The following is a 22,772-nucleotide window of genomic DNA, read 5'->3' as shown; positions in this document are numbered from 1 at the left end:
GCGCTTGGCTCCCTTGTACTTAAAATCGTCTTTTTGGCATTCTCAGTTGTGAGTCAAACTCATCGGGGAATAAAATTGTGCCGTCGTCTTGGTCTGTTGGGAATACAGCGATGAGTAAGTCATCTTGCTCAAGGCCAGGTGTCCAGCGACTTAACCAGTCTTTTACAGGGATGGCTTTTGGGGTGCAGTCTTGCCATTCACCGGTTGCCCAGCTTTGGGCAAATTCACGGCTAGGCCATACAGGCACGCAGTCGTCGTCTTCGTTTGAGAGCATGACGCAGCCATGTTCATCATTGAGGATCCACACTTGTTTAAACTCTTGAACCGTTTCAAACATATAAGCGAGTCGTTTCTTAGCGCCTAAGGCGAGTACAGCATCAAACTCAGTTTCAACACGTTTAGCAGTTGCATTATTCATGACAGGCTCACTCTTTTAGTTATACACAGCTACACCTTAATCATAAGGTGATAAATTAATATGACAAGTAAAGTTAATAGCTAAATTAATTTACTAATGCAGCAAATAGATCGTCAGCAAGTTGTTGCAGAGATTTAGGGTCTTGATTTGTCAGCGCATAGGTACGAATACCGTATATGCCCATCACTAAAAAGCGCGCCAACTGTTGCGCTGACTTGCTACTTACAAATTCGTTGTTATCTAGCGCTTTTTGAAGTTGTTCGGCGAGAGCATGCTCATAAGCGTTTAAGTTACCACGCAGCACAGTGCAAATTTGTGGGTCGTTGCCTTCAACCTCAGAAATACTCTTTGTAAGCAAGCACACTTTAGCTACTTCACCTTCAATACATTCATCGACAATCACAGTTAAGTAATGTTTGAGGGTCGATAAAATTGATTGTTGGTTATTGAAAAGGGCAGTAAATTGTTGGTTTCTATCTTTTTGATACTGCTCCGTAGCGGCTAAAAACAAGCCTTTTTTGTTGCCATAAGCCGCGTAAATAGAACCCGGATGAAGGTGAGTTACTTCTTTTAATTTTTGCATACTGGTCTTCGCATAGCCATATTGCATAAAAGCATGCATGGCTTGGCGTAGTACAAATTCAGTATCAAATTCAGCAGTTCTCATTAAAGCTCCTCACGGTATATAATACCAATCCGCAATAATACTTAGTCATTTTGAGGGATTAAACCTGTCGCTACCCGCGTTAAAATTTCTGATTTACGACTGCATGGATGCAGAAGGTAGAGCAATGCAGGAGCAATTGCCGAGCACAACTAAATAACGAAATTTTTGCCTTGTTATCAACGAGGTTTTCTTGCCTCAAAATAGACCACTTAATTAAGCGAATTGGTATAAACGAAGTTTACGTAATCTTGAACGATTATTCAAAATAAACCTTGAAGTGTGTATGTTTCGCCCTTATCTTGAATGTATGTTCAAGATAAGGATAAAACCATGACAACCGATTTACTTTCTCCGTTTAAATTAAACGACAGCATTGAGCTGCAAAACCGAGTACTAATGGCACCACTTACGCGCTGTATGAGCGACGATAACCTAGTACCTACACAAGCAATGGTTGATTATTATGCACGCCGTGCTGATGCGGGCTTAATTATTAGTGAAGCAACGATTATCCGCCCAGATGCCCAAGGTTATCCAAATACGCCGGGTTTATTTACCAGTGAACAAATTCAAGGTTGGAAGAAAGTGACCGATGCTGTGCACGCCAAAGGCGGCAAAATGTTTGCTCAGCTTTGGCATGTAGGTCGTGTTGCTCATCCTCACTTTTTTGGTGGTGATGTACTGGCACCATCAGCAATTGGTATTGAAGGTTCGGTACCAAGAATGCGTGAATTAACTTACGTTACTCCAAAAGCGGCAACCATCGAAGACATCCAAGGTTTGATTGCTGACTACGCAAAAGCGGCGGAAAATGCAATTGAAGCGGGTTTTGACGGGGTTGAAATTCATGGTGCGAATGGTTACTTAATTGATCAATTCTTACACTTTGCTGCCAACCAACGTGAAGACCAATACGGTCAAACACCAGAAAACATGTCGCGTTTTGCTCTTGAAGTCGTTGATGCAGTAGTGGCAGCAATTGGTGCAAATAAAACTGCATTACGTTTATCGCCAGGCGCGTATTTTAATATGACTGAAAGTGACGGTGATAAGGCGGTATTTGATTATCTATTACCAGCCCTTGAAACACGTAACCTTGCGTACTTACATGTTGGTATTTTTGATGACAGCATGCGCTTTGCAAGCTTAGGTGATAAGTCGGCGTCTGAATATATGCGCGGTGCATACAAAGGTACCTTAGTCGGGGTAGGCAGCTATAGCTTTGAGACAGCTAATCAAGCTATCGATAATAACCAATTTGACTTAATTGCGATTGGTCGCCCATTCATTGCGAACCCAGATTACATCAGTAAAGTTAAAAATGGTGAAGCGTTAACACCATACAGCGACGAAATGCTGGCTGAACTGATTTAAGCAAACCTAATAATATTGTCCAACCAACAAGCGCTCAGTTAATTTAACTGGGCGTTTTTTCTAATACTTTCTTATTTATTAAACAGTTAAGTCTTAAATCTGCCATGAAAATGCATTAATTGTTTAATTGTTGTGTCAAAAATTTTGACCCTAAATGTCATACACGCTCTGCATACTGTGCCCGCTTTTAAATACGTAACCTTGGAAAAACAATGAGCACAGTAACTAAAAAAACAAAGCTAAGCCTTATAGTCGCAACGCTTTTAGCAACATCGGCAAATGCAAACTCGAATAACGAAATTGAAGAAATTACCGTTGTTGCAAAGCCAACCAGTTATGCAAATAACGTTATTGAACCTGCCATGCTTGAGCAACAAAGTTCAGTATCAAGCGTGTTAGCCGTGATTGATAACCTACCGGGTATCAGCATCAACGAAGGTGATGCGTTTGGTGGTGACGATTGGTCAACCACCATTACTATGCGTGGCTTTAGTATTGATGGTAATCAACAGCAATTAGGAATGACGATTGATGGTATTCCTAATGGTGGTTCTAACTATGGTGGCGGTGCAAAAGCAAACCGTTACTTAGACAGCGAAAACTTAGCAACAGTTGAAGTAGGGCAAGGTACGTCTGATATTGCCTCAGCCTCACTCGAAGCATTAGGCGGTACTTTCAATTTTGTGAGTGCACAACCGAGTACCGAGCAAAGCACCACGTTTGCTTACACAACGGGCGATCATAACGCTAGCCGCTACTTTGTGAAGCACGAAACCGGCACTGTGTTTGATAACACGCAAGCCTATATCAGCTATTCGCAAACAGACACTAGCCGCTGGGTTGGTGATGGCAGCAATGGTGGTAAAGACAATCAGCACATCGAAGCGAAGTTTGTATCAGACTTTAGTGACTTAACTGTAACAGGTCGTGTTTCGTATGATGATGTTCACGAAATTAACTATAACAGCATCAGCATTAGTGAGTTTGAACAAAACCCTGATTGGGATCGTTTAACTTGGAATTGGACTGGCGTGCCGCATTTTGATCAAATGTTTGCTGAGGGCTGGGGTACACTGCGTGAAAATACCCTTGCGTATGTAAAGTTTGATTACGCGTTAAGTGCCACTTCAAACTTAAGCTTGTCACCTTACTATCATAAAAATTCAGGTCGTGGTGATTGGATCCCGCCTTATTTAACGTCACCGGTTGATGGCGATGGCAATCCAACAACAATTGGCGGCGAAAACGCTGGCAGCTACGGCTTTACAGATAGCGACGGTAATCCACTTGCACCAGCTGCGGGTTGTACTGCAAGTTTAGAATGGCCATGGTCTTCAGGCCCTGGCTTAAACCCAGCCTGTTACCCAGATGATGCTATTCCGGTTATGTCGTATCGTCATACTCACTACAAAAAAGACCGCTTAGGTATGACCGGTGAGTACCAAGTAACCCTTGGCAATCATGATATTGAAGCCGGTTTTTGGTTTGAGCAAACAGACCGTGATGAGTCACGTGACTGGCATAAAGTTATTGATGCCCGTATTTATCATCACTTTGACCATACGCCGTATTGGACACAGTATAAAAACACCTTCGAAACAGATACATTCAAGTGGTACGTACAAGACTCAATCAGTTTAGGCGACTTCACACTTAATTTAGGTGCTAAACAGTATCTTGTTGAGCTGCAGCGTTATAATCATTTTGAAGATGAATACTCAGATAAAATCGACAGTGATTCAGACGTCCTATTCAGCGGTGGTGTGCTTTATCAGCTATCTGCAAGCACAGAGTTATTTACCAGCTACAGCGAAAACTTTGCAGCAATTAAAGATGGTGTACTTGAACGAGATTCATCAACACTGACCGAAATTGAACCTGAAACAGCTGAAAACATCGACCTAGGTGTACGTTACAGTGATGACCGTTTACGTTTAACGGCAACCGCTTACAGCATCGAATTTGATAACCGTATTACCTTTATTGCTCCGGGCAGTGATACCGATGGTATTGACTACACCATTGGCACGAACGGTTCTTACATCAACGTTGGTGGTATTGAGTCAACGGGTGTTGAGCTTTCAGCAACCTATATGCTGACTGACAAATGGAATCTTTACACATCGTATACCTACAATAACTCTGAGTATCAATCGAACGATCCAAGTGCTTACAACAGCGAGGGTGAGTTACTTGAAGAGGCATCAGCCAGCTTTAAAGCGGGTGATGAAGTGATTGACTCAGCACAAGATTTATTTGTGGTATCGGCAGACTACTACAGCGGTGATTTCCGCTTTGGTTTATCGGCTAAATACACAGGTGAGCGTTTAGGTGCATGGACTGGTGAGCAAACCCGTTCGCGTAACGAGGTTGATGGTTACACCTTGGTTGATTTAAACATTGGTTATAACACCAGTCTTGATGCAGGCGTGTTTAAATCAATCGACCTTGCATTTGTGGTGAATAACCTGTTTGATAAATCATATCTAGCGGGTGGTACAGGTAATGGTTCAACCTACTTTATTGGTGCACCACGTACCGCAGCTTTAACACTTACAGCGCAGTTTTAAGTAATAAGCTAAAGTTTTAAATAGCCCATCGTTGATGGGCTTTTTTACAGGTGAAATATGAAAAAATTAATTTTAGCCACGGCGGTTGTAGCGGCATCACTATTAAGCTTAAACAGTAAAGCTGCCGACAATGTTGTGCTCGTAACTCTTGATGGGCTTCGCTGGCAAGAAGTGTTCTCTGGTGCAGATAAAAACCTAATCGATAACACTGATTTTGTTGCAGATACAGATGAACTAAAGGCGCTTTTTTGGCGAGATGACCAAGCACAGCGAACTCAAGCGTTAATGCCATTTTTTAGCGAAACATTGGCAAAACAAGGCGTTTTGATTGGCGATAGAACGCAAGGCTCATTGATGTCGGTAAGCAACCCGTGGTATTTCTCATACCCAGGTTACAGTGAAATTTTAACCGGTATAGTAGATGAAAATATCGATAGTAACGATAAAGTGCCTAACCCCAATAAAACCATTTTAGAGAGTTTAAATACTCAGCCAGAGTTTAAAGATAAAACCGCGCTTTTTGGTAGCTGGGATGTGTTTCCCTATATTGTAAATCGTGAGCGCAGTGGGGTTTATGTTAATGCTGGCTTTGAAGCTTTTGATGCTGTGAAGTCAAAGGAAGTGACTCTGCTAAACCAAATGCAAAGCGAGATCCCAAGTCCTTGGCACAATGTTCGCCTCGACAGCTTTACCTACCGATTTGCCAAACAATATTTATTAAATAAACAGCCGCGTTTGCTTGTTATTAGCTTGGGTGAAACCGATGACTTTGCCCATAACGGTAAATACGATGCCTATTTAAAATCGGCTAAACAAAGTGATGCGTTTATTCGTGACCTTTGGCAAACAATTCAACAAACACCGGGCTATAAAGACAACACCACAATGATCATTACCACCGATCATGGCCGTGGCAGTCATGCAGATGATTGGCAGCATCATAGTTCGAAGCGTGCTTTGGCACGTTCAGAGCAAGGTAAGCAACGTTTTCCAAACGGCATTGTTGGCTCTGAGCATATTTGGTTAGCGGCCATTGGCCCAGATATAAAAGCAAAAGGCTTAATAAAGCCCAAAAATGAACTTAAACAAGCGCAAGTGGCTGCAACCGTGTTGAGCGTTTTAGGCATCAACAGTCAGCAAGTTAACCCGAAGATGGCCGCGCCGATTAAGGAGATTTTAAAATGAGTTTAACGCTTAGTTTTTTTAGAAGCGCCTTATCTGGATTAATGCTGGTTAGTTGTGCGAGTGCGATTGCCGCACCGAGTAAAATTTTGTTTGGCTCATGTGGTCATCAAGACAAAGCTATTCCAATTTTTGATGCTATCAACAAAGAGCAAGCCGATTTATTTATGTTCCTTGGCGATAACATTTATGGAGATACCGAAGATATGTCGGTACTTGCCGATAAATATCAACGTTTAGGGCAAAAGCCGGGCTTTAAAACATTACGTGCAAATACACCAATAATAGCCATGTGGGATGACCATGATTATGGCGAAAATGACGCTGGCAGCGAATACCCAAAAAAACAGCAATCACGAAAAATCATGCTCGACTTTTGGCAAGAGCCTGCGGATTCTGCTCGTAGAACTCGCGAAGATGGTATTTACACTTCGTACACGTACGGTGAAGGTGAGCAAACAGTAAAAGTCATCATGCCTGATCTGCGTTTTAATCGCGCACCGTTGAATCACGTATCGGCGATAACCTATCAACTGGAACGAAAGCCTGCAAAACAAGGGCCTTATAGCCCAACAACTGATAAAAACGCCTCTATGCTTGGCGAAAGCCAATGGCAATGGCTCGAACAAGAGCTTAAGTCAGACGAAAAGATAAAAATCATTGCCTCAAGCTTACAGCTATTGGCTGATTTTACAGGTTGGGAGTCATGGGCTAATTATCCGGCTGATCGTGAGCGCTTATTTGCGCTTATTAAAAAGCATAAAGTAAATGGTGTGATTATTGTCAGTGGTGATACCCACTGGGGTGAGCTGTCTAAGTATCAACAAAATCTAGATTATCCTTTATATGAAATGACCAGCTCGGGGCTTACAGAAAAGTGGAAAGATGTTAGCCCTAATAAACACCGTGTGGGTGATTACACTCATGAGGTTAACTACGGCGATTTAACAATCGATTGGCAAAAAGCAGACCCTACCATTCGTATTGCGCTTAAAGGTATCAAGGGTGATGAGATAATGCACACAGAGTTCGCGTTATCGACGATAAGCCCATACCAGTAAATATTGCCAGCTGCGCATATATTTAACACATGCCCGCAGCTCATGCCCGCAAACATGGAATAAGCCTTGTTTGCGGGTATTTCTCTCTATCCCATCTAATTAAAATATCTTACACTGTGTCAATTAGTTAGTTTCAAGCAAGGACAGTGTAGAGTGCTGAATATAATTCAATCAAATCGCATGGAAGCACTGCAAGCGCGGTTTCACGCTCTTCTTAAAGTTAATCCATTAACGAGTCCCTTTAAAAAAGAAATTGTGCTTGTGCAGTCACCAGGTATGTCGCAGTGGCTAAAAATAGGTTTAAGTGAACACTTAGGGATTGCCGCTCAGGTTGATTTTCCGCTACCTTCGAGTTTTATATGGCAGCTTTACCAACAATTATTGCCAGATGTACCCAGTGAATCACCGTATAACAAAGCGAACCTTGCTTGGAAGCTGTTTGCTATTTTACCAAACTGCATTGATGAGCCGCTGTACTTACCGCTGAAAACCTATTTGGATGGTGACAGTGAAGGGCAAAAAACCTTTGCCTTGTGCGAGAAAATTGCCGACGTTTATGACCAATATTTAATGTATCGCCCCAATTGGATTGCCACTTGGGAGCAGGGCATCGATGAACTTGATGATGTTGATGTGGGCATTGCGCCATGGCAGCCAGATCTCTGGCGTAAGCTGGTGGCGCACAGTAAAGAACTAGGGCAAAGCCAATATCACCGCGCCAATATGCAAGACAAACTCCTTGCAGCCCTTGAAAAAATGGACGCAAGCCAATTACCTGAGCGTATTAGCTTATTTGGTATTTCTGCAATTGCGAGTAGCCAGCTTGAAGTGTTTCAGGCCATTGCGAAAAAAACGCAGGTGTTTTTGTTTTTCTTTAACCCAAGTGAACATTACTGGGGCGACACACTCGATGAAAAAACAGCAGCCAAAATTGCTGCTAAATATGCCAAACGCCCGCAGTTACAAGCGCTTGAAGACAGCGCTAAAAACCCTGATCACGAGTACTTTTTTATTGGTAACCCGTTACTATCGTCGTGGGGTAAATTAGGCCGAGACTATTTTGAGCAGTTACTACAACTAGACGCGCAGTGGCTTGACGGATTCGATAACGAGTTTGATCAAAGCTTGCTATCGCAAATTCAGTCTGAAATTTACCAATTAGCTTTTAAGGGTGAATCACTAACGCCTGATAAAGAATGGTTTATTAATGATGAAGGCAAATTGCCAATTCAGGCTGATGACACCAGTATTGTGCTGAGCGATTGTCACACGCCACTTCGTGAAGTCGAACGACTACATGATTATTTACTCAATTTATTCAATGAAAATAAAGCGCTAACACCAAAAGATATTATTGTAATGATGCCGGATGTTGGCACATACAGCCCGTATATTGAGGCGGTGTTTGGTGGTGCAGAAGGACGACGCTTTATCCCTTATGCGTTAGCCGATTTAGCCATAGAGCAAGAAAAACCTGTGCTTAGTTCGTTTGCTAGTTTAGCTGACTTACCATACTCACGCTTCGGTGTATCTGACATTCTTGATTTACTGCAAGTCACACAAATTGCCGAGAAGTTTAACCTCGAAGCCCATGAATATGAGCAAATTGGTTTTTGGCTTGAACGTGTTGGCGTTAAATGGGGCTTAGATGCCGCCCACAAAGACAGTTTTGGCTTACCCGCAATAGATTTAAACACTTGGCAACATGGCCTAAACCGCTTGTTACTTGGCGTTGCACAACGTGATGAACAATTGCCGTTTTCGGGGATTTACAGTGCCGATGAAGTTGAGGGCATGGCATTAAATACCTTAAATAAACTCATTGAATTTATTGATGTACTGGCCCGTTATAAAGCCAAGCTGCAAGCTGATGCACCACTTAACGAAAAAGCAGAAATTCTAAAAGAATTATTAAACGATGTGTACAGCGATGAAGGCGAACAAAGCTGGGATTTATTAGTGCTGCAAAAAGTGCTCGATACACTGATTAAGCATTATGACAATGGCGATTACCAACAAGCTGTTTCGCAGCGCATTGTTAGTTACCTTGTAAAACAAGGTATTCAAGAAAAAGGCGTAGGACAGCGCTTTTTAGTGGGGCAAGTTAACTTTTGTACGCTGATGCCAATGCGTGCAGTGCCATTTAAAGTGGTGTGCATGCTAGGTTTAAATGATGCAGATTACCCGCGTACCGTTCAGCCAATCGGTTTTGACTTAGTGCCTTTCTCAAAACGCCAAAAAGGCGACCGCTCTCGCAAACTTGATGACCGTTACCTGTTTTTAGAAGCGATTTTAAGTGCCCGTGAGAATTTATACATCAGTTATATTGGCCGTTCTTGTTTTGATAACCAACCAAGAATGCCCTCAACTTTAGTGAGCGAGCTTTTGGAATACATAGCCCGTAGCTTTGAGTTTGCTGATCAAGACACTCACTTAAAGCTACCAGAGGCGCTGATTAATTATCAGCACTTACAGCCATTTAACTCGGCTTATTATCTGACCACTAACAAAGAAGGTAATAAAAGCCAAACTGATGACGAGCAAAAAGCAAACAAACCGTTAGCCACACAATTACACAGCTATAACCCTGTGTGGATGCCAACTCAAGCTGTTAACCCTGAGCCACAGCAAGCGCTTAGTGTTCAGCCAGAAAGTAGTGTTGAGTTAACTCAGTTTATTCGCAGTATTTGCCAGCCGCACGAGAGCTTTTATCAGCAAAGTTTGGGTTTACGCCTACCGCAATTTAACGATATCGCTAAAGATGAAGAGCCATTTAGTTTAGATGCATTACGCCGCTACTTTTACCTTGACGAAATTCTCGAAGCTAGCATTCAAGAGCTACCGCTTAACAAAGCGCAAATAATGCAGCGCGGTGAATTACCCCAAGCCCATGTTGGCGATCTTGTATTTGAAAGTATGCAGCACCGAGTTGATGCGCTTGCTGGGCAAGTAAAAGCGCATATTCAAGGTGATGAAGCATTACCCGTTGAAGTAAATATTAAAATAGCCAACACCACTTTAGAAGGTTGGTTAAATCATATTTATGGTCAAAAACAGGTGTTTTATCGCACCGCCAGCATTAAAGCAAAAGATGTTATTCGCGGCTTTGTGCATCATTTAGCGGCGCAAATAATGGGGCAACCTGTTGAAACCCTTATTCTTGGTTTAGACAAGCAAATTAGTTTTTCCCCCTTGTCAGAAGACGATGCCCGCAGCTATTTAAATGATTGGTTTTTGCTTTATGAAACGCTTTTAACTCGCCCAGTGGCGTTTTTTCCGGTCAGTGGTTACGAGTACATAAAAACAGATAAAGACATGGTCAAAGCAAACAATAAATTCACGCCGCAATACATAGGCATAGGTGAAGGTGAAAACCCATACATTCGCTTAACCATAAAAAGCCTTAAAGACTGTGAAGAAGAGTTTATAAAATGGAGCGAGCTGCTGTTATCGCCAATTGTTGAATTAGCACAGGAGGCAGATCATGCAAACGCTTAATCCAATGAGTATGGCGCTGTGTGGGCAAAGCCTTATTGAAGCCAGTGCCGGTACAGGTAAAACCTACACCATCACAGGTTTGTATTTGCGGTATTTGTTGGGCTTACAAAAAGCGACCGTTGAAGATGAACAATTAAATACGCCGCTGAGTGTTGAGCAAATACTGGTGGTGACCTTTACTGAGGCTGCAACTCAAGAAATTAAAGACCGTGTACGGGCGCGTATAATCAATACCAGAGATGCACTGCTTGGTAAAAAGCCAGATGATGAGCTGATTGAACAAGTAATTAACGAGGTAACTGACAAACACGCCGCATTTGATTTGCTAGACGCTGCAGCAAAGTCGATGGATGAAGCCGCTATATTCACCATTCATGGCTTTTGTCAGCGAATGCTGAAACAACATGCTTTTGAGTCAGGGGTGGCGTTTAACTTAGAGTTTATTTTAGATGAGCGTGAGCTTATTCAAGAAACCCTTAATGACTTTTGGCGTGCCTTTGTTTACCCACAATCAAAAGAGCGCACGCAAGCAATTACCGATATTTTCCCAGTGCCGGCGTCACTGTATTCACAGGTAGTGAGTTTACTCAATAAACAAGGGGCAACAATTACCCCTGAGTACGACCTTGACGATATATGGCAAGCGCGCGACAACTTTGTGGCAAAAGTACCGGCATTTAAAACGGCGTGCCGTGAGAGTGAGTTTATTAATGCTGTAAAAGCATCAGATTTAAGTGGTTCAAAAACCCCAGGGCGAAAAAACAGCCTTGCAGCGCTTGAAGAATACTTAAGCAATGACGAGTTGTTTTTTGTATTTGGTACCAATAAATACTCGTTTGAAGTGTGGAGCACAGAGAATTTAAGCGACCCTGCAAATTATAAGAAAAACGGTAGCTTACTCAGTCACGAAATGCTGGCTCAGTTTGATGAAATGGCTAAACTCAGTAGCCTTATCAATAACGGATTGAATATTGCGATAGTTCAATACGCAGCTAAATGGGTGGCAAATGCATTAGCTAAACGCAAGCAAGAGCAAGGCGTTATTACTCCAGATGATTTACTGAGTAACTTGCATCAGGCGCTTTTAAGTGAGCAAGGCCAAGCATTAAGTGAAAAAATTGCCGCTTTGTTTCCGGTTGCCATGATTGACGAATTCCAAGATACCGACCCAGTTCAATATGGCATTTTTAGCCGCATTTATGGCATTAAAAACACCACGCTTGCCATGATAGGTGATCCAAAACAGGCTATTTATGGCTTCCGTGGTGCAGATATTTTTACTTATATTGGCGCAAAACAAGCCGTTTCAGATGACAAGCAATACACCCTAGATACCAACTACCGCTCAAGTGAAGGGGTTGTTGATAGCGTAAACCGCTTATTTGCTAAAAATGCTAATAGCTTTATTTACAACGATGCGATTCCATTTCAAAAGGTCAATGCCAAAGGAAAACAGCAAGACAAAGCGTTTTTAATAAACGGTGAAATGCCCAGTGCGTTTGAATTTTCGGTTTTTGTTGATGAGTACGCCGAAGCCAACAACAAGCCAACCAGCAAAGGGGTGGCTCAACAGGCACTGGCTTTGCAGTATACGAAAAAAATTACTGAGCTACTCAAGCAAGCTAATGCAGGCGCTGCAACCATTGCAGGAAAGCCTCTCACCGCCGCTGATATCTGTGTGTTAGTGCGTGACCGCAACGAAGCACAGTTGATGAAAAACGCACTAGCAGAAGCCGCCATTGCCAGCGTGTATTTGTCCCGTGACAGTGTGTTTAACCAAGAGCTTAGTCATCATTTACTGAACTTTTTAACGGCATTGCATGGACAGTATGATGAATCATTACTGCGTGGTGTGCTTGCTGGGCCATTGTTTTGTTTAAGCTACAACCGTATTTATGAGCTTCACGAAAATGAAAGTGCATGGCAAGAACATCTAAACTTTTTTGCTCAACTTGCCCACATTTGGCATAAACAAGGCGCTATGGCGATGCTCGAGCGTTTATTAAGCCATAATCAGCTCGCAGCGCGTTGGCAAGGCTTAGGCTACAACGTTGAACGCTGGCTCACCGATTTCCGTCATTTAGGGGAAATCTTGCAGCAAAAGCAAATTGAGCTTGAGGGCACCCACAGATTACTGCGTTGGTTTGCACAAAAAGTCAGTCAACAAGATGGTGAAGCGGTGCAAGTACGCCTAGAAAGCGATGCTAACTTGGTGAAAATTGTCACTATGCACGCCTCAAAAGGCTTAGAGTACCCGATTGTATTCATGCCGTTTGCCTGTGGCTACCGTGAAAGCAAAGAAGCCCTTTACCATAAAGACGGTAAGCTTATTTATGACCTTGCTAAAAGTGACGACGCAATGCAAAAAGCAGAGCAAGAGCGCTTAGCTGAAGATTTACGTTTACTTTATGTGGCATTGACACGTGCCGTGCATTTTTGTTCTGTGGGTATGTATAACATTGCCCAAGGTCGTAGCGCTCGCCCTGGTATTCAAAGTACCAGCATTGGCCACGTATTATTTGCAGGGTTAGAGATTAAATCGGGCGATGAATGGCGCGCATTGTTACAAACATTTTGTGAAGGCTCTGCACACATGTACTATGAGGCGTTTAGCGAAGCGGATGAGCTTGAAAAGTTAACATTTGCTGGCGCTGACAGTGAGCAAGCCTATCAAGTTAATACTGTTAAAGCAGACATTCAGCGTGATTGGCGCTCAACCAGCTTTAGTAGCTTAACGCTGAAAAAGCATACTGATCATATTGAGCTTGGTCGCAGTGATGAAGATCACGAAAAGGATGAGTTTTTAGCCCAAAATGCCAATGCTTTAACACCGTACAGCTTCCCTAAAGGGGCAAAGCCAGGTAGTTGTTTGCATGAAATATTTGAGCAATTAGACTTTACCGACCCTTATGCGTTAAAGCGTCCAGCGAGTGAGCAAGACGACCACGCACTAGATAAAGTGATCAAAACGTTATTCGAAAAATACCATATTGACGATAGTTGGCAGGAAATGACCGAGCAGTGGATCCTTGCTGCACTGAATTGCCCATTAAACGATAAAGGGCTTAGTTTATCAGTACTTGAGCCTGATACCTGTTTGGTCGAAATGGAATTTAACTTACCGCTGTTGTCACTCTCAAGCGATAAGCTTAATCAAGTGTTGGTAAAGCACTTTAATTTACCCGGGCAGCTTGATTTTAGTGAGGTACAAGGCTTACTAAAAGGCTTTATAGATTTAATATTTTGCTGGCAGGGTAAGTATTATATTCTTGATTATAAATCGAACTTTTTAGGTAACAGTGCGGCTGATTACCAACATGAGCAACTAGAACAAGCCATGACCAGTCACCAGTATCATTTGCAGTATTTGATATATACCGTGGCATTGCACCGTTTATTAAAACAACGTATTCATGATTACGATAGCGACACGCATTTAGGCGGTGTTTACTACACCTTCTTACGTGGTATGAGCGAAGGGCAAGGGGTGTACTTTAATCAGCTTACTAAACAGCAAATAACTGAGCTTGATAGCTTATTCGCACAAGGAGCCATGCTATGAGTCAAATGACATTCGGCTTTGATGACCATGAGCAAAACGAGCCAATTAATAAGCAACCACAGCAGCCAGCACAACATGCTGAGAGTAACTCAGTGTTGCCTGCCAAAGAGATTAAAACGCAGCCATTACTGAGTTATTTACTTGAGGCAAAACGTATTCGCTTAGTTGATGTGAAACTCGCAGAGCTATTGACAGGTACAGAAACAGTAGCCGGTTCACAATCGTTGATAGAGAATAACGATGCAGCGCACAATGAGGTTTTTTACCTGATTTTATTACTTGCGGCTGCGCAGCAAAGTCAGCACAGCTGTTTAGAGCTGGTGAATATAAACTGGCAAAACCCGTTTGAAATAAGAGAGCAAAGCCTAGCTGATGCCAGCATTGCAGCCCCTGAGGTTTTAACCCCGTTTGATATGGAATTTGGCCTGAATGAGGCTGTTAATAAACTAATGAATGCTGAGTGTGTCGGGGACGACAAACCACTGCTATTGTTTGCCAATAAACTTTACTTTGCCCGATTGGCAGAGTACGAAACCACACTGGCTTCGCGTTTACATCATTTAGCAACGAAAGAACTCACCCTTGATGAAGCCGAATTAACGGCATTACTTGAGGTGTATTTTCCTAATAGTGAACATACAACAAACCCCAGCGATCCTATTAAAACATTAAACTGGCAAAAAGTAGCCTGTGCGATTGCCGCAACAAAAGGCTTTAGTGTGATCACTGGCGGCCCGGGTACCGGTAAAACCACCACAGTAACTAAGCTACTAGCAATATTACAATCTTTGTATGCCAGTGCACCGCTAACAATAAAGCTGGTTGCACCGACAGGTAAAGCGGCAGCGCGTTTAACCGAGTCGATTTTAGGGGCAAAGCAAAAGCTTAGTATGATCCCTGGTTATATCGCGCCACTTATTCCTGAAAGCGCGCAAACGATTCACCGTTTACTGGGCGTTATTCCGCATACCAATAAGTTTCGCCATAACAAGCGTAATCCGCTGCATTTAGATGTACTGATCATTGATGAGGCATCGATGGTAGATTTATCGCTTATGGCAAAACTAATCGAGGCATTACCAAGCCATGCAAGGCTTATTTTACTGGGTGATAAAGACCAATTAGCCTCGGTTGATACGGGCAGTATTCTTAGCGACCTATGCCAAGGGTTAGAGCTTGGCAAAATGCCTGATTACAGTAGTGAAAGAGCAGCGCAGCTTAATCGCGTTTGTTTTAATAATCAGAGCGAAATACCCGCGGCGAGCAGTCATTTTGTACTTAACGATTGTATTGCGTTTTTACAGCAAAGTTATCGTTTTGATGGCAGCAGCGGCATTGGTCAACTAGCACAAGCTGTAAATACCAATAACAGTGGCTTACTGGGCTACGTTGAGCAAACGATTAATCAAGGTGGCTTTAAAGACCTTAAACTTAATTACAGCGTAATTAGTAAACCGATTGAGCAATTTGTGCAACAAGCGGCGTTGCAATATCACGATTATTTGCAGCTTATCCAGCAAGGGGCAAGTGTTGCCAGTGTGCATAAAGCATTTGCGCATTATCAGTTGCTAGCTGCCGTCAGAGAGGGTGATTACGGTGTAAATAGCCTTAATCAGCGTATTGAAAAAGCACTGGCTCAACAAGGTTTAATCTCGCCATATCAAAGGCATTACGTGGGTATGCCAATTATGATCAGCCAAAACGACTACCAGCTAAAACTGTTTAATGGCGACATAGGTATTTTAATGCACGATGAGCAAGGTCAGTTAAAAGCCATGTTTGTTGATGAACAAGAAAATATTCGTGCCTTTTCGCCCGCACGTTTACCTGCTCACGATAAAGTGTATGCTATGACAATTCATAAGTCGCAAGGCTCTGAATTTGCTTACACAGCAATGATTTTACCGCCAATAAAACAGGCTAATCAGGGCATTAACAGACAATTGGTTTACACGGGGATCACCCGCGCGAAAACCACATTTGAGCTGGTGGCCGATAAAAATGTATTGCTTATGGCGATGAATAAATCTGTTACTCGTGCATCAGGTTTATACGATAGGTTAAAACATGAGGCTAGTTAAAGTAACGAGTGACCAACTCAACGAGTTAATGGGTTGGTTTAACTCAGAGGCTGAACTGCGTATTTGGTCTGGGCCATTTTTTAATTACCCATTTGATACGCAAAGCTTTAAAAATGATTTAAACCTAGATGCGCTGAATTCCTTCGCGTTGATTAATGACGAAGGCCAAATGTTAGGGTTTGGTCAATTCTATTTACGTGAAGGTCGTTGCCATTTAGGGCGGCTAGTTATCGCGCCAAGTGAACGTGGTAAAGGTCTTGCAAAAGTGTTGATTAATTTACTAGGAGAGCAGGGCAAACAGCAATTGAACTGCGATAGTTTGTCGTTGTTTGTGTATAGCCACAATACCCTTGCTAAAACAGCCTATGAAAAACTGGGTTTTATACAAACCCAGTATCCAGCGGACATGCCACTCGATGGCTGTATTTATATGACTTGCTAAGAGCGTTTAAAGCTGCTTTTACGAAACAGGTTAGGTTGCCAGCCAAAGTGTATGGCGCCTAATCTTAAACATACCGTCACAGCAAATGCGCCAAGAATGCACCAAATATAACTCACCTCAAGGGTGAATAAAGCCGCGTAAGTTAACCCGCCAGATAAGCAAGCGGTTGAATAAAGTTCTTCGCCCATTACTAAAGGCACTTCTCGGCAGATCACATCACGCATCAGGCCACCAAAAATACCTGTGGTCATACCCATGGTGATGGCTACAACCATATCTGCGCCGCCGATCAGTGCCTTTTCGATACCAATAATGTTGAAAATAGCCATCCCTACGGCATCCATTAATAGCATGGTGGTGTTACTTAAATCGGGTAAGTGACGAATAGATAAAATAGACGCGAATATGGCTATGTAAGTTGCGTACAAATAATCGGGCTGAGCTATCCAAAATACTGGTTTGTTGAGCAATATGTCTCGAAGTGTGCCACCACCCAGAGCTGTGACTGTGGCAACAACCACCACACCAAAACCACCGACACTTTTTTCATGGCCCAGCAAGGTGCCAGAAATAGCAAAAAACGCTACACCGATAATGCTTAAAAAATGAAAGTATTCTGATGTCATGGGGTTTCCTTACCTGTTTATAGTAATCTAACCCTAGCAAAATGAACTTTATTGATGCTGAACAGCTAAGAAAATAGGGCGGGTAGTGATGTCACCCGCCGGTAAGAAAATTTTTATTATTTTAGGTAATCAACCACTAATTGCGTCATTGCATTTACGCCAAGCTGTAAAGCTTTTTCGTCTGCAAAAAAGTGTGGTGAATGGTTACTAGGTGCTGTAACTGCATCTTGACCTTTTGGTGTAACACCTAAGAAAAAGAACATGCCTGGTGTTTCTAAGGCGTAGTAACTAAAGTCTTCGGCACCTGTGATAAGTGGCGTTGTGATCAGGTTTTCTTTGCCAACCACACCAGCAAGAGTTGGTGTCATTTTCTTGGTTAATTCAACATCGTTCACTGTTACTGGGTAACCATGATCAATGTGAACATGGGCTTCTGCGCCACCTGATTCAGCTACCATCTCAGCGGTTTTAGCTAAACGTTTTTTAATGTCAGCACGCATTTCTTGGTCAAAGGTACGGATTGTGCCAACCATTTCAACTTCATCAGGGATGATGTTGTTACGCACACCGCCGTTAATGGCACCAAATGAAACCACAGAAGGCGCTTTGGTTACATCAACTTGGCGTGAGGCAATGGTTTGTGTTGCCATAATAATTTGTGATGACGCCACAATTGGGTCAACCCCATTCCAAGGACGTGAGCCGTGAGTTTGGCGACCTTTTACTGTGATTGTAAATTTGTCGGCGCTGGCCATTAGCGGCCCTTCACGAAAACCAATTTGTCCGGTATTAAGTGAGCTGGTTACGTGTAAACCAAATACGGCTTCTGGCTTTTCTTTAAATAAGCCTTCTTTAAGCATCAGCTCAGCACCACCTTCTTCGCCATCAGGAGCACCTTCTTCAGCAGGTTGGAAGACAAACAGAATATCACCCGCTAGTTGGTCTTTAATTTTTACTAAAGACTCAGCGGCTGCCATTAAAATAGCCACATGGTTATCATGACCACAGGCATGCATTACGCCAACGGTATTGCCTTTGTACTCTGTTGTTTGAGTTGACGCGAAAGGTAAGTCTACTTGCTCTTTTACAGGTAGTGCATCCATATCTGCACGTAGCGCAATGAGCGGACCTTTTTTGCCCCCTTTAAGTTTGGCAACCACACCGGTATGAGCCACACCTGTTTGAACCTCAAGGCCTAACGAACGTAAATGCTTAGCCACGTATTTGGCTGTTTCAAACTCACGGTTACTAAGCTCTGGGTATTGGTGTAAATGACGGCGCCATTTAATGACTTTTTCGCTGACGCTTTTATTGGCAGATTTAAGTTCAGTATTAATATCACTAGCAAATGCAGGTGTAGAAATAGCACTGAGAAGTAGGCTGGTCGAAAGTAGTTTGTTTAACATCCCGTATCCTTTTATTATTTAGATATCCAAATAACCTGTGAAACGCTGAATTCTGCATTTTGAGGTGGCTTGGATATATGCACACTACAACAATGTAAAGGATAAACACTTGAATGAACAAGACCTTTCGGTAATTAACCAAGACAAATGGTTTAAAAATCGCACACAATTATTTAGGGACAAGCTAGTAAAAAATGCTAAATTAATCACCTTAAATGCGGGTGATGCATTGTTTTTGCGTGGTGATGAAAATACCGGTCTGTATTGTGTTATTAATGGCGTGCTTAGAGTTTCTGGGGTTAATAGCCAAGGCAAAGAAGCCGTGCTCAGTTTTGTAACCAGTGCTATGTGGTTTGGTGAAGTTGCTCTGTTTGATGGTGGTAAGCGCACCCACGATGTGTATGCTCAAACTGCGGTACGACTTTTACACGTACCTGAGCGGGCATTAACTCAGTTATTACAAGAGCATCCTGCTTATTGGCATGATTTTGGTCTGCTGCTTACCAACAAAGTGCGAAACCTGTTTGACTCATTAGAAGATCACGCACTCCTTACAGCAAAGCAAAAGGTGAGTAAGCGGTTGTGCATGCTTTATCAGTCGTCACTCCAAAGTTGTTTGCCGCTTACCCAGCAACAACTTGCCGATATGACCTATTTAACACGGCAAACCATTAACCAAATTTTACAATCTCTGCAAGCTGATTCAATTATTAATCTTAAATATCAAACGATTGAGATTATTGATATCGATAAATTGCAATCTCAATGCTAGCTTGGAACTAAAATTGCTACAAGGTTGTAATCAAGCTTAAATGGAAGACAACTTGTGGCAATTACATTTCATAATCAATATAACCCTTATCACGCTTCGGCTACAGCTAAGCTGTCGCAAACGGCTCGCACTGAGGGTGTGAAAGCCATACATACGCCTACATCTTCAGCACAACAACTTTTACAAAAGCAGCCTGAGCCCAGCTCTTTTTTAGCGCAGGCACAAGAAGCTTTGGTTTATCAGCGACTCGGGGTTGATAAAGAGAAAATTGATGAAATAAAAGCGCAAATAGAGAAGCTTGCTGAACAAATGCAACAACAAGGTGCCGATACTAAAGCACTGCAAGAAAAAATGAATGAGCTGCAAGCGATGCTCGATGAAGAGTATCAAAAAGGTCGCGAACGCATGGATATGCGACCAGAAGCTGAAAAAGGCAAAGATATTGATGCGCTGGTTTAATGTGTGAGTTTAAGCTAGCAACTTAAAATGTCGGCTAGTTGACATTCTTGTTGGTGAATTTTCTGCTAATCTGAATTTTGAACACAGTTTTGGCAGGAAAAACAATGAAAACATTAAAACAACAACTGACAAATTACGCCCTCTATCACCGTTCTAAACGCAATATTTACACTCACTTTATTGGCATTCCATTAATTGTGTTTGCAATTACTTGTTTATTACAACGCGTCACGCTTATCTCAGAGCCTGCTGTCATCTCTTTAGCAACCATGGTGATTGTACTCACCTGTCTTTATTACTTAATGCTTAGCTTATCTATGGGGTTAATTATGGCTGTTTGCTTAAGTTTGTTAAGCATTGCTGCTGAGCCTGTGGTGTCGCTTTCAACAGAGTTATGGCTAGCTGTGAGCATTGGCAGTTTCGTTGTTGGTTGGGTGTTTCAGTTTATTGGTCACTATTTTGAAGGTAAAAAGCCAGCCTTTGTTGATGATTTAATTGGTTTGGTCATAGGGCCGTTATTTGTATTAGCAGAGTTCTTGATTATGCTTGGTTTTTATAAAGATATTGCTGATCATATTGAACAACATGCAGGGCCTAACAAAGCATAACAACAATAATAAGGAACACACATGCAATTAAATGGCAAAACAGTTTGGGTTACAGGGGCATCTTCTGGGATTGGTGAGGCACTTTGTGAGCAACTAGCAGCTAAAGGGGCAACGCTAATACTGTCTGCCCGCAATGAAGATAAGCTCAATAAGCTGAATAAACGGCTCGGTGGCAATCATCACGTGGTCGCTCTTGATTTGGCGAAACCTGAAGCCTTACTTGAAGATATGCCCGCAGTGATTGAGCGAATTGGCCGCATTGATGTGCTTATCAATAACGGTGGAGTGTCGCAGCGCAGTTTATTTTTAGAAAATGAATTCACTGTGTATCGCCAACTGATGGAAGTAAACTACTTTGGTTTAATTGCCTTAACCAAGGCGGTCGTACCCCAGATGGTTAACCAAGGTATGGGCATGGTGGTCTCAATTAGCAGTGTGGCGGGTAAAGTCGGTTCAAAGTTCAGAACTGGTTATTCGGGCTCTAAATATGCGGTTGTTGGCTTTATGGATTGCTTAAGAGCAGAATTAGCCGATAAAAATGTGAATTGCCTGACTATTTGCCCGGGTTCAATTAAAACAGCGATTGCGCATAATTCGTTAGATGGCCAAGGTAAGCCGCAAAATAAACCAGAACAATCAATCGAAAACGGCATGGATGTGGCAAAAGCGGCTGCAAAAATGATCAAAGCCATTGAAGCCGAGAAAGATGAGGTCGTTATTGGTGAAGGAATAAGTGGTTTAGCACCGACTATTAAGCGTTTTTTTCCGGGCTTTTTTAATCGACTCACAGCAAAAATGAACTATAGATAATTTATTATCATTTGTTAGCGAATGATTCTCAGTAAACAATGCGCAACTTGGGTTGCGCATTTTTTGTACCAAATGGTCGGATTATTATCACTTTAATCGATAAAAGGCACTAGTTTGCTATGGTTAAACGGGGATGGATTAGCATACAATGGGGTAAAAGTAGTCCAAACAAGAGAGAACAACAATGGCCGCATTTGGTACTGTATTTATGCCACAAATGATCCAAGCACGTTTTGCTGATAACTCATGGAGTGAAAGCGCGCTGGTCCCATCTGATAAAATCGAATTACATGCGGGTGCTCACGTATTACATTACTCAAGCACCTGTTTTGAAGGATTAAAAGCATTTCGTCACGAAGATGGCTCGGTCTATATCTTTCGTATGGATGCTAACATTGCTCGTATGAAACAAAGCTCTAAGTTACTAAACTTACCTGACTTTGACGAAAGCATGCTTGAGCAAATGATCAAAGACATTGTAAAAGAGTACGCAGACGAAACACCAACACCGCCGGGTTCAATGTATATTCGCCCAACTCACATTGGTACAGAAGCGGCAATTGGTAAAGCGGCTGCGCCGTCAATGAGTTCCTTGCTTTACGTATTGCTTTCGCCAGTAGGTGATTATTTCTCAGGCGGTGCTACAGCATTACGTGTATTACTTGAAGAAGACGGCATGCGCTGTGCACCACACATGGGTATGGTTAAAAGTGGTGGTAACTATGCAAGTGCATTAGGTCCAATCTTAGAAGCTCGCTCAGAGCATCAAGCAGACCAAATTTTATTCTGCCCTGGTGGTGATGTACAAGAAACGGGTGCTGCAAACTTCATTCTAATTGATGGTGATGAAATCATCACAAAAGCACTTGATAGCACATTCCTACACGGTGTGACGCGTAATAGTATTTTAACGATTGCGAAAGATTTAGGTATGACAGTATCTGAGCGTAACTTTACTGTGTCTGAGTTACTAGAAAGAGCCGCTAAACCAGGTACTGAAGCTGCGTTATCAGGTACCGCTGCGGTACTGACCTCGGTTGGCACACTTATTCATAACGACCAAGAGTTTAAAGTGGGGTCGGGTGAACCAGGTGAGAAAGTTGCTAAATTACGCCAAGCATTGAACGATATTCAATGGGGCAAATCAGCAGATACTCATGGCTGGTTAACAAAAGTATAATCGCTGAGCAAATACATGCTTTGAAGAGCCACGTTACTACGTGGCTTTTTTTGTTT

Annotated in this window: 16 protein-coding genes and 1 pseudogene; 13 read left to right on the top strand and 4 right to left on the bottom strand. The window is 42.4% G+C overall.

Going from position 1 to position 22,772, the window contains the following annotated elements:
* Positions 1-19: 19 nt before the first annotated feature.
* The gene (locus EXT43_RS04775) at positions 20-418 is read right to left on the bottom strand and encodes a DUF2750 domain-containing protein (RefSeq protein WP_054561299.1); all 399 of its coding nucleotides are present in this window, start codon (positions 416-418) and stop codon (positions 20-22) included.
* Positions 419-503: 85 nt separating this feature from the next.
* Positions 504-1,085, bottom strand: coding sequence for a TetR/AcrR family transcriptional regulator (locus EXT43_RS04770; protein ID WP_130166482.1), 582 nt, complete (start codon positions 1,083-1,085; stop codon positions 504-506).
* A 330-nt stretch (positions 1,086-1,415) separates the two neighbouring features.
* On the opposite strand from EXT43_RS04770, the gene EXT43_RS04765 reads away from it, so the two are divergent.
* From EXT43_RS04765 to EXT43_RS04730, 8 genes are all read left to right on the top strand, one after another.
* The gene (locus EXT43_RS04765) at positions 1,416-2,459 is read left to right on the top strand and encodes an alkene reductase (RefSeq protein WP_130166481.1); all 1,044 of its coding nucleotides are present in this window, start codon (positions 1,416-1,418) and stop codon (positions 2,457-2,459) included.
* Between the two features lie 212 nt (positions 2,460-2,671).
* A complete protein-coding gene (locus tag EXT43_RS04760) occupies positions 2,672-5,029 on the top strand; it encodes a TonB-dependent receptor (protein ID WP_130166480.1) in 2,358 nt (785 codons plus the stop codon).
* A gap of 57 nt (positions 5,030-5,086) precedes the next feature.
* Positions 5,087-6,214, top strand: coding sequence for an alkaline phosphatase family protein (locus EXT43_RS04755; RefSeq protein ID WP_130166479.1), 1,128 nt, complete (start codon positions 5,087-5,089; stop codon positions 6,212-6,214).
* Between the two features lie 41 nt (positions 6,215-6,255).
* Positions 6,256-7,272 carry an alkaline phosphatase D family protein gene (locus EXT43_RS04750; RefSeq protein WP_240701470.1) on the top strand — a complete coding sequence of 339 codons (1,017 nt, stop codon included), beginning with the start codon at positions 6,256-6,258 and terminating at the stop codon, positions 7,270-7,272.
* Between the two features lie 153 nt (positions 7,273-7,425).
* On the top strand, positions 7,426-10,770 hold the full coding sequence (gene recC, locus EXT43_RS04745; protein ID WP_130166477.1) for an exodeoxyribonuclease V subunit gamma: 3,345 nt from the start codon (positions 7,426-7,428) through the stop codon (positions 10,768-10,770).
* Positions 10,757-14,332: an exodeoxyribonuclease V subunit beta gene (gene recB / locus EXT43_RS04740; protein WP_130166476.1), complete on the top strand. Its 3,576-nt coding sequence runs from the start codon at positions 10,757-10,759 to the stop codon at positions 14,330-14,332. The genes recC and recB overlap by 14 nt, the downstream gene beginning before the upstream one ends.
* Positions 14,329-16,413: an exodeoxyribonuclease V subunit alpha gene (recD, locus tag EXT43_RS04735; RefSeq protein ID WP_240701466.1), complete on the top strand. Its 2,085-nt coding sequence runs from the start codon at positions 14,329-14,331 to the stop codon at positions 16,411-16,413. Before recB ends, recD begins: the two co-directional genes overlap by 4 nt.
* Positions 16,400-16,855: a GNAT family N-acetyltransferase gene (locus tag EXT43_RS04730; RefSeq protein ID WP_130166475.1), complete on the top strand. Its 456-nt coding sequence runs from the start codon at positions 16,400-16,402 to the stop codon at positions 16,853-16,855. Before recD ends, EXT43_RS04730 begins: the two co-directional genes overlap by 14 nt.
* Here EXT43_RS04730 and EXT43_RS04725 read toward each other — a convergent pair.
* Positions 16,852-17,481: a trimeric intracellular cation channel family protein gene (locus EXT43_RS04725; RefSeq protein ID WP_062565213.1), complete on the bottom strand. Its 630-nt coding sequence runs from the start codon at positions 17,479-17,481 to the stop codon at positions 16,852-16,854. The two genes, EXT43_RS04730 and EXT43_RS04725, sit on opposite strands and share 4 nt — an antisense overlap.
* A 116-nt stretch (positions 17,482-17,597) precedes the next feature.
* A complete protein-coding gene (locus EXT43_RS04720) occupies positions 17,598-18,887 on the bottom strand; it encodes an amidohydrolase (RefSeq protein WP_055198688.1) in 1,290 nt (429 codons plus the stop codon).
* A gap of 109 nt (positions 18,888-18,996) precedes the next feature.
* Between EXT43_RS04720 and EXT43_RS04715 the strand changes: the two genes are divergently transcribed.
* From EXT43_RS04715 to EXT43_RS04695, 5 genes and pseudogenes are all read left to right on the top strand, one after another.
* Entirely contained in the window at positions 18,997-19,659 is a 663-nt protein-coding gene (locus EXT43_RS04715; protein WP_130166474.1) for a Crp/Fnr family transcriptional regulator, read from the top strand.
* Between the two features lie 54 nt (positions 19,660-19,713).
* Positions 19,714-20,118 carry a hypothetical protein gene (locus tag EXT43_RS04710; RefSeq protein ID WP_130166473.1) on the top strand — a complete coding sequence of 135 codons (405 nt, stop codon included), beginning with the start codon at positions 19,714-19,716 and terminating at the stop codon, positions 20,116-20,118.
* A 104-nt stretch (positions 20,119-20,222) separates the two neighbouring features.
* Positions 20,223-20,726 (top strand): Mpo1-like protein, encoded by a 504-nt coding sequence (locus EXT43_RS04705; protein WP_130166472.1) that lies wholly within the window; start codon positions 20,223-20,225, stop codon positions 20,724-20,726.
* Between the two features lie 21 nt (positions 20,727-20,747).
* Positions 20,748-21,536 carry an SDR family oxidoreductase gene (locus EXT43_RS04700; protein ID WP_063704783.1) on the top strand — a complete coding sequence of 263 codons (789 nt, stop codon included), beginning with the start codon at positions 20,748-20,750 and terminating at the stop codon, positions 21,534-21,536.
* Positions 21,537-21,714: 178 nt separating this feature from the next.
* Positions 21,715-22,716, top strand: a pseudogene (locus EXT43_RS04695) (branched-chain amino acid aminotransferase); the annotation flags it as partial.
* Positions 22,717-22,772: the final 56 nt, after the last annotated feature.

Source organism: Pseudoalteromonas sp. CO109Y, assembly GCF_004208935.1.
Classification (GTDB): Bacteria; Pseudomonadota; Gammaproteobacteria; order Enterobacterales; family Alteromonadaceae; genus Pseudoalteromonas; species Pseudoalteromonas shioyasakiensis.
Note: the sequence above shows the minus strand (reverse complement) of the source record. Positions and strands in the feature narration are given on the sequence as shown.

Coding starts and splice junctions, on each gene's coding strand:
- EXT43_RS04775 (WP_054561299.1), bottom strand. CDS start 418: ATGAATAATGCAACTGCTAAACGTGTTGAAACTGAGTTTGATGCTGTA.
- EXT43_RS04770 (WP_130166482.1), bottom strand. CDS start 1,085: ATGAGAACTGCTGAATTTGATACTGAATTTGTACTACGCCAAGCCATG.
- EXT43_RS04765 (WP_130166481.1), top strand. CDS start 1,416: ATGACAACCGATTTACTTTCTCCGTTTAAATTAAACGACAGCATTGAG.
- EXT43_RS04760 (WP_130166480.1), top strand. CDS start 2,672: ATGAGCACAGTAACTAAAAAAACAAAGCTAAGCCTTATAGTCGCAACG.
- EXT43_RS04755 (WP_130166479.1), top strand. CDS start 5,087: ATGAAAAAATTAATTTTAGCCACGGCGGTTGTAGCGGCATCACTATTA.
- EXT43_RS04750 (WP_240701470.1), top strand. CDS start 6,256: ATGCTGGTTAGTTGTGCGAGTGCGATTGCCGCACCGAGTAAAATTTTG.
- recB (WP_130166476.1), top strand. CDS start 10,757: ATGCAAACGCTTAATCCAATGAGTATGGCGCTGTGTGGGCAAAGCCTT.
- recD (WP_240701466.1), top strand. CDS start 14,329: ATGAGTCAAATGACATTCGGCTTTGATGACCATGAGCAAAACGAGCCA.
- EXT43_RS04730 (WP_130166475.1), top strand. CDS start 16,400: ATGAGGCTAGTTAAAGTAACGAGTGACCAACTCAACGAGTTAATGGGT.
- EXT43_RS04725 (WP_062565213.1), bottom strand. CDS start 17,481: ATGACATCAGAATACTTTCATTTTTTAAGCATTATCGGTGTAGCGTTT.
- EXT43_RS04720 (WP_055198688.1), bottom strand. CDS start 18,887: ATGTTAAACAAACTACTTTCGACCAGCCTACTTCTCAGTGCTATTTCT.
- EXT43_RS04705 (WP_130166472.1), top strand. CDS start 20,223: ATGAAAACATTAAAACAACAACTGACAAATTACGCCCTCTATCACCGT.
- EXT43_RS04700 (WP_063704783.1), top strand. CDS start 20,748: ATGCAATTAAATGGCAAAACAGTTTGGGTTACAGGGGCATCTTCTGGG.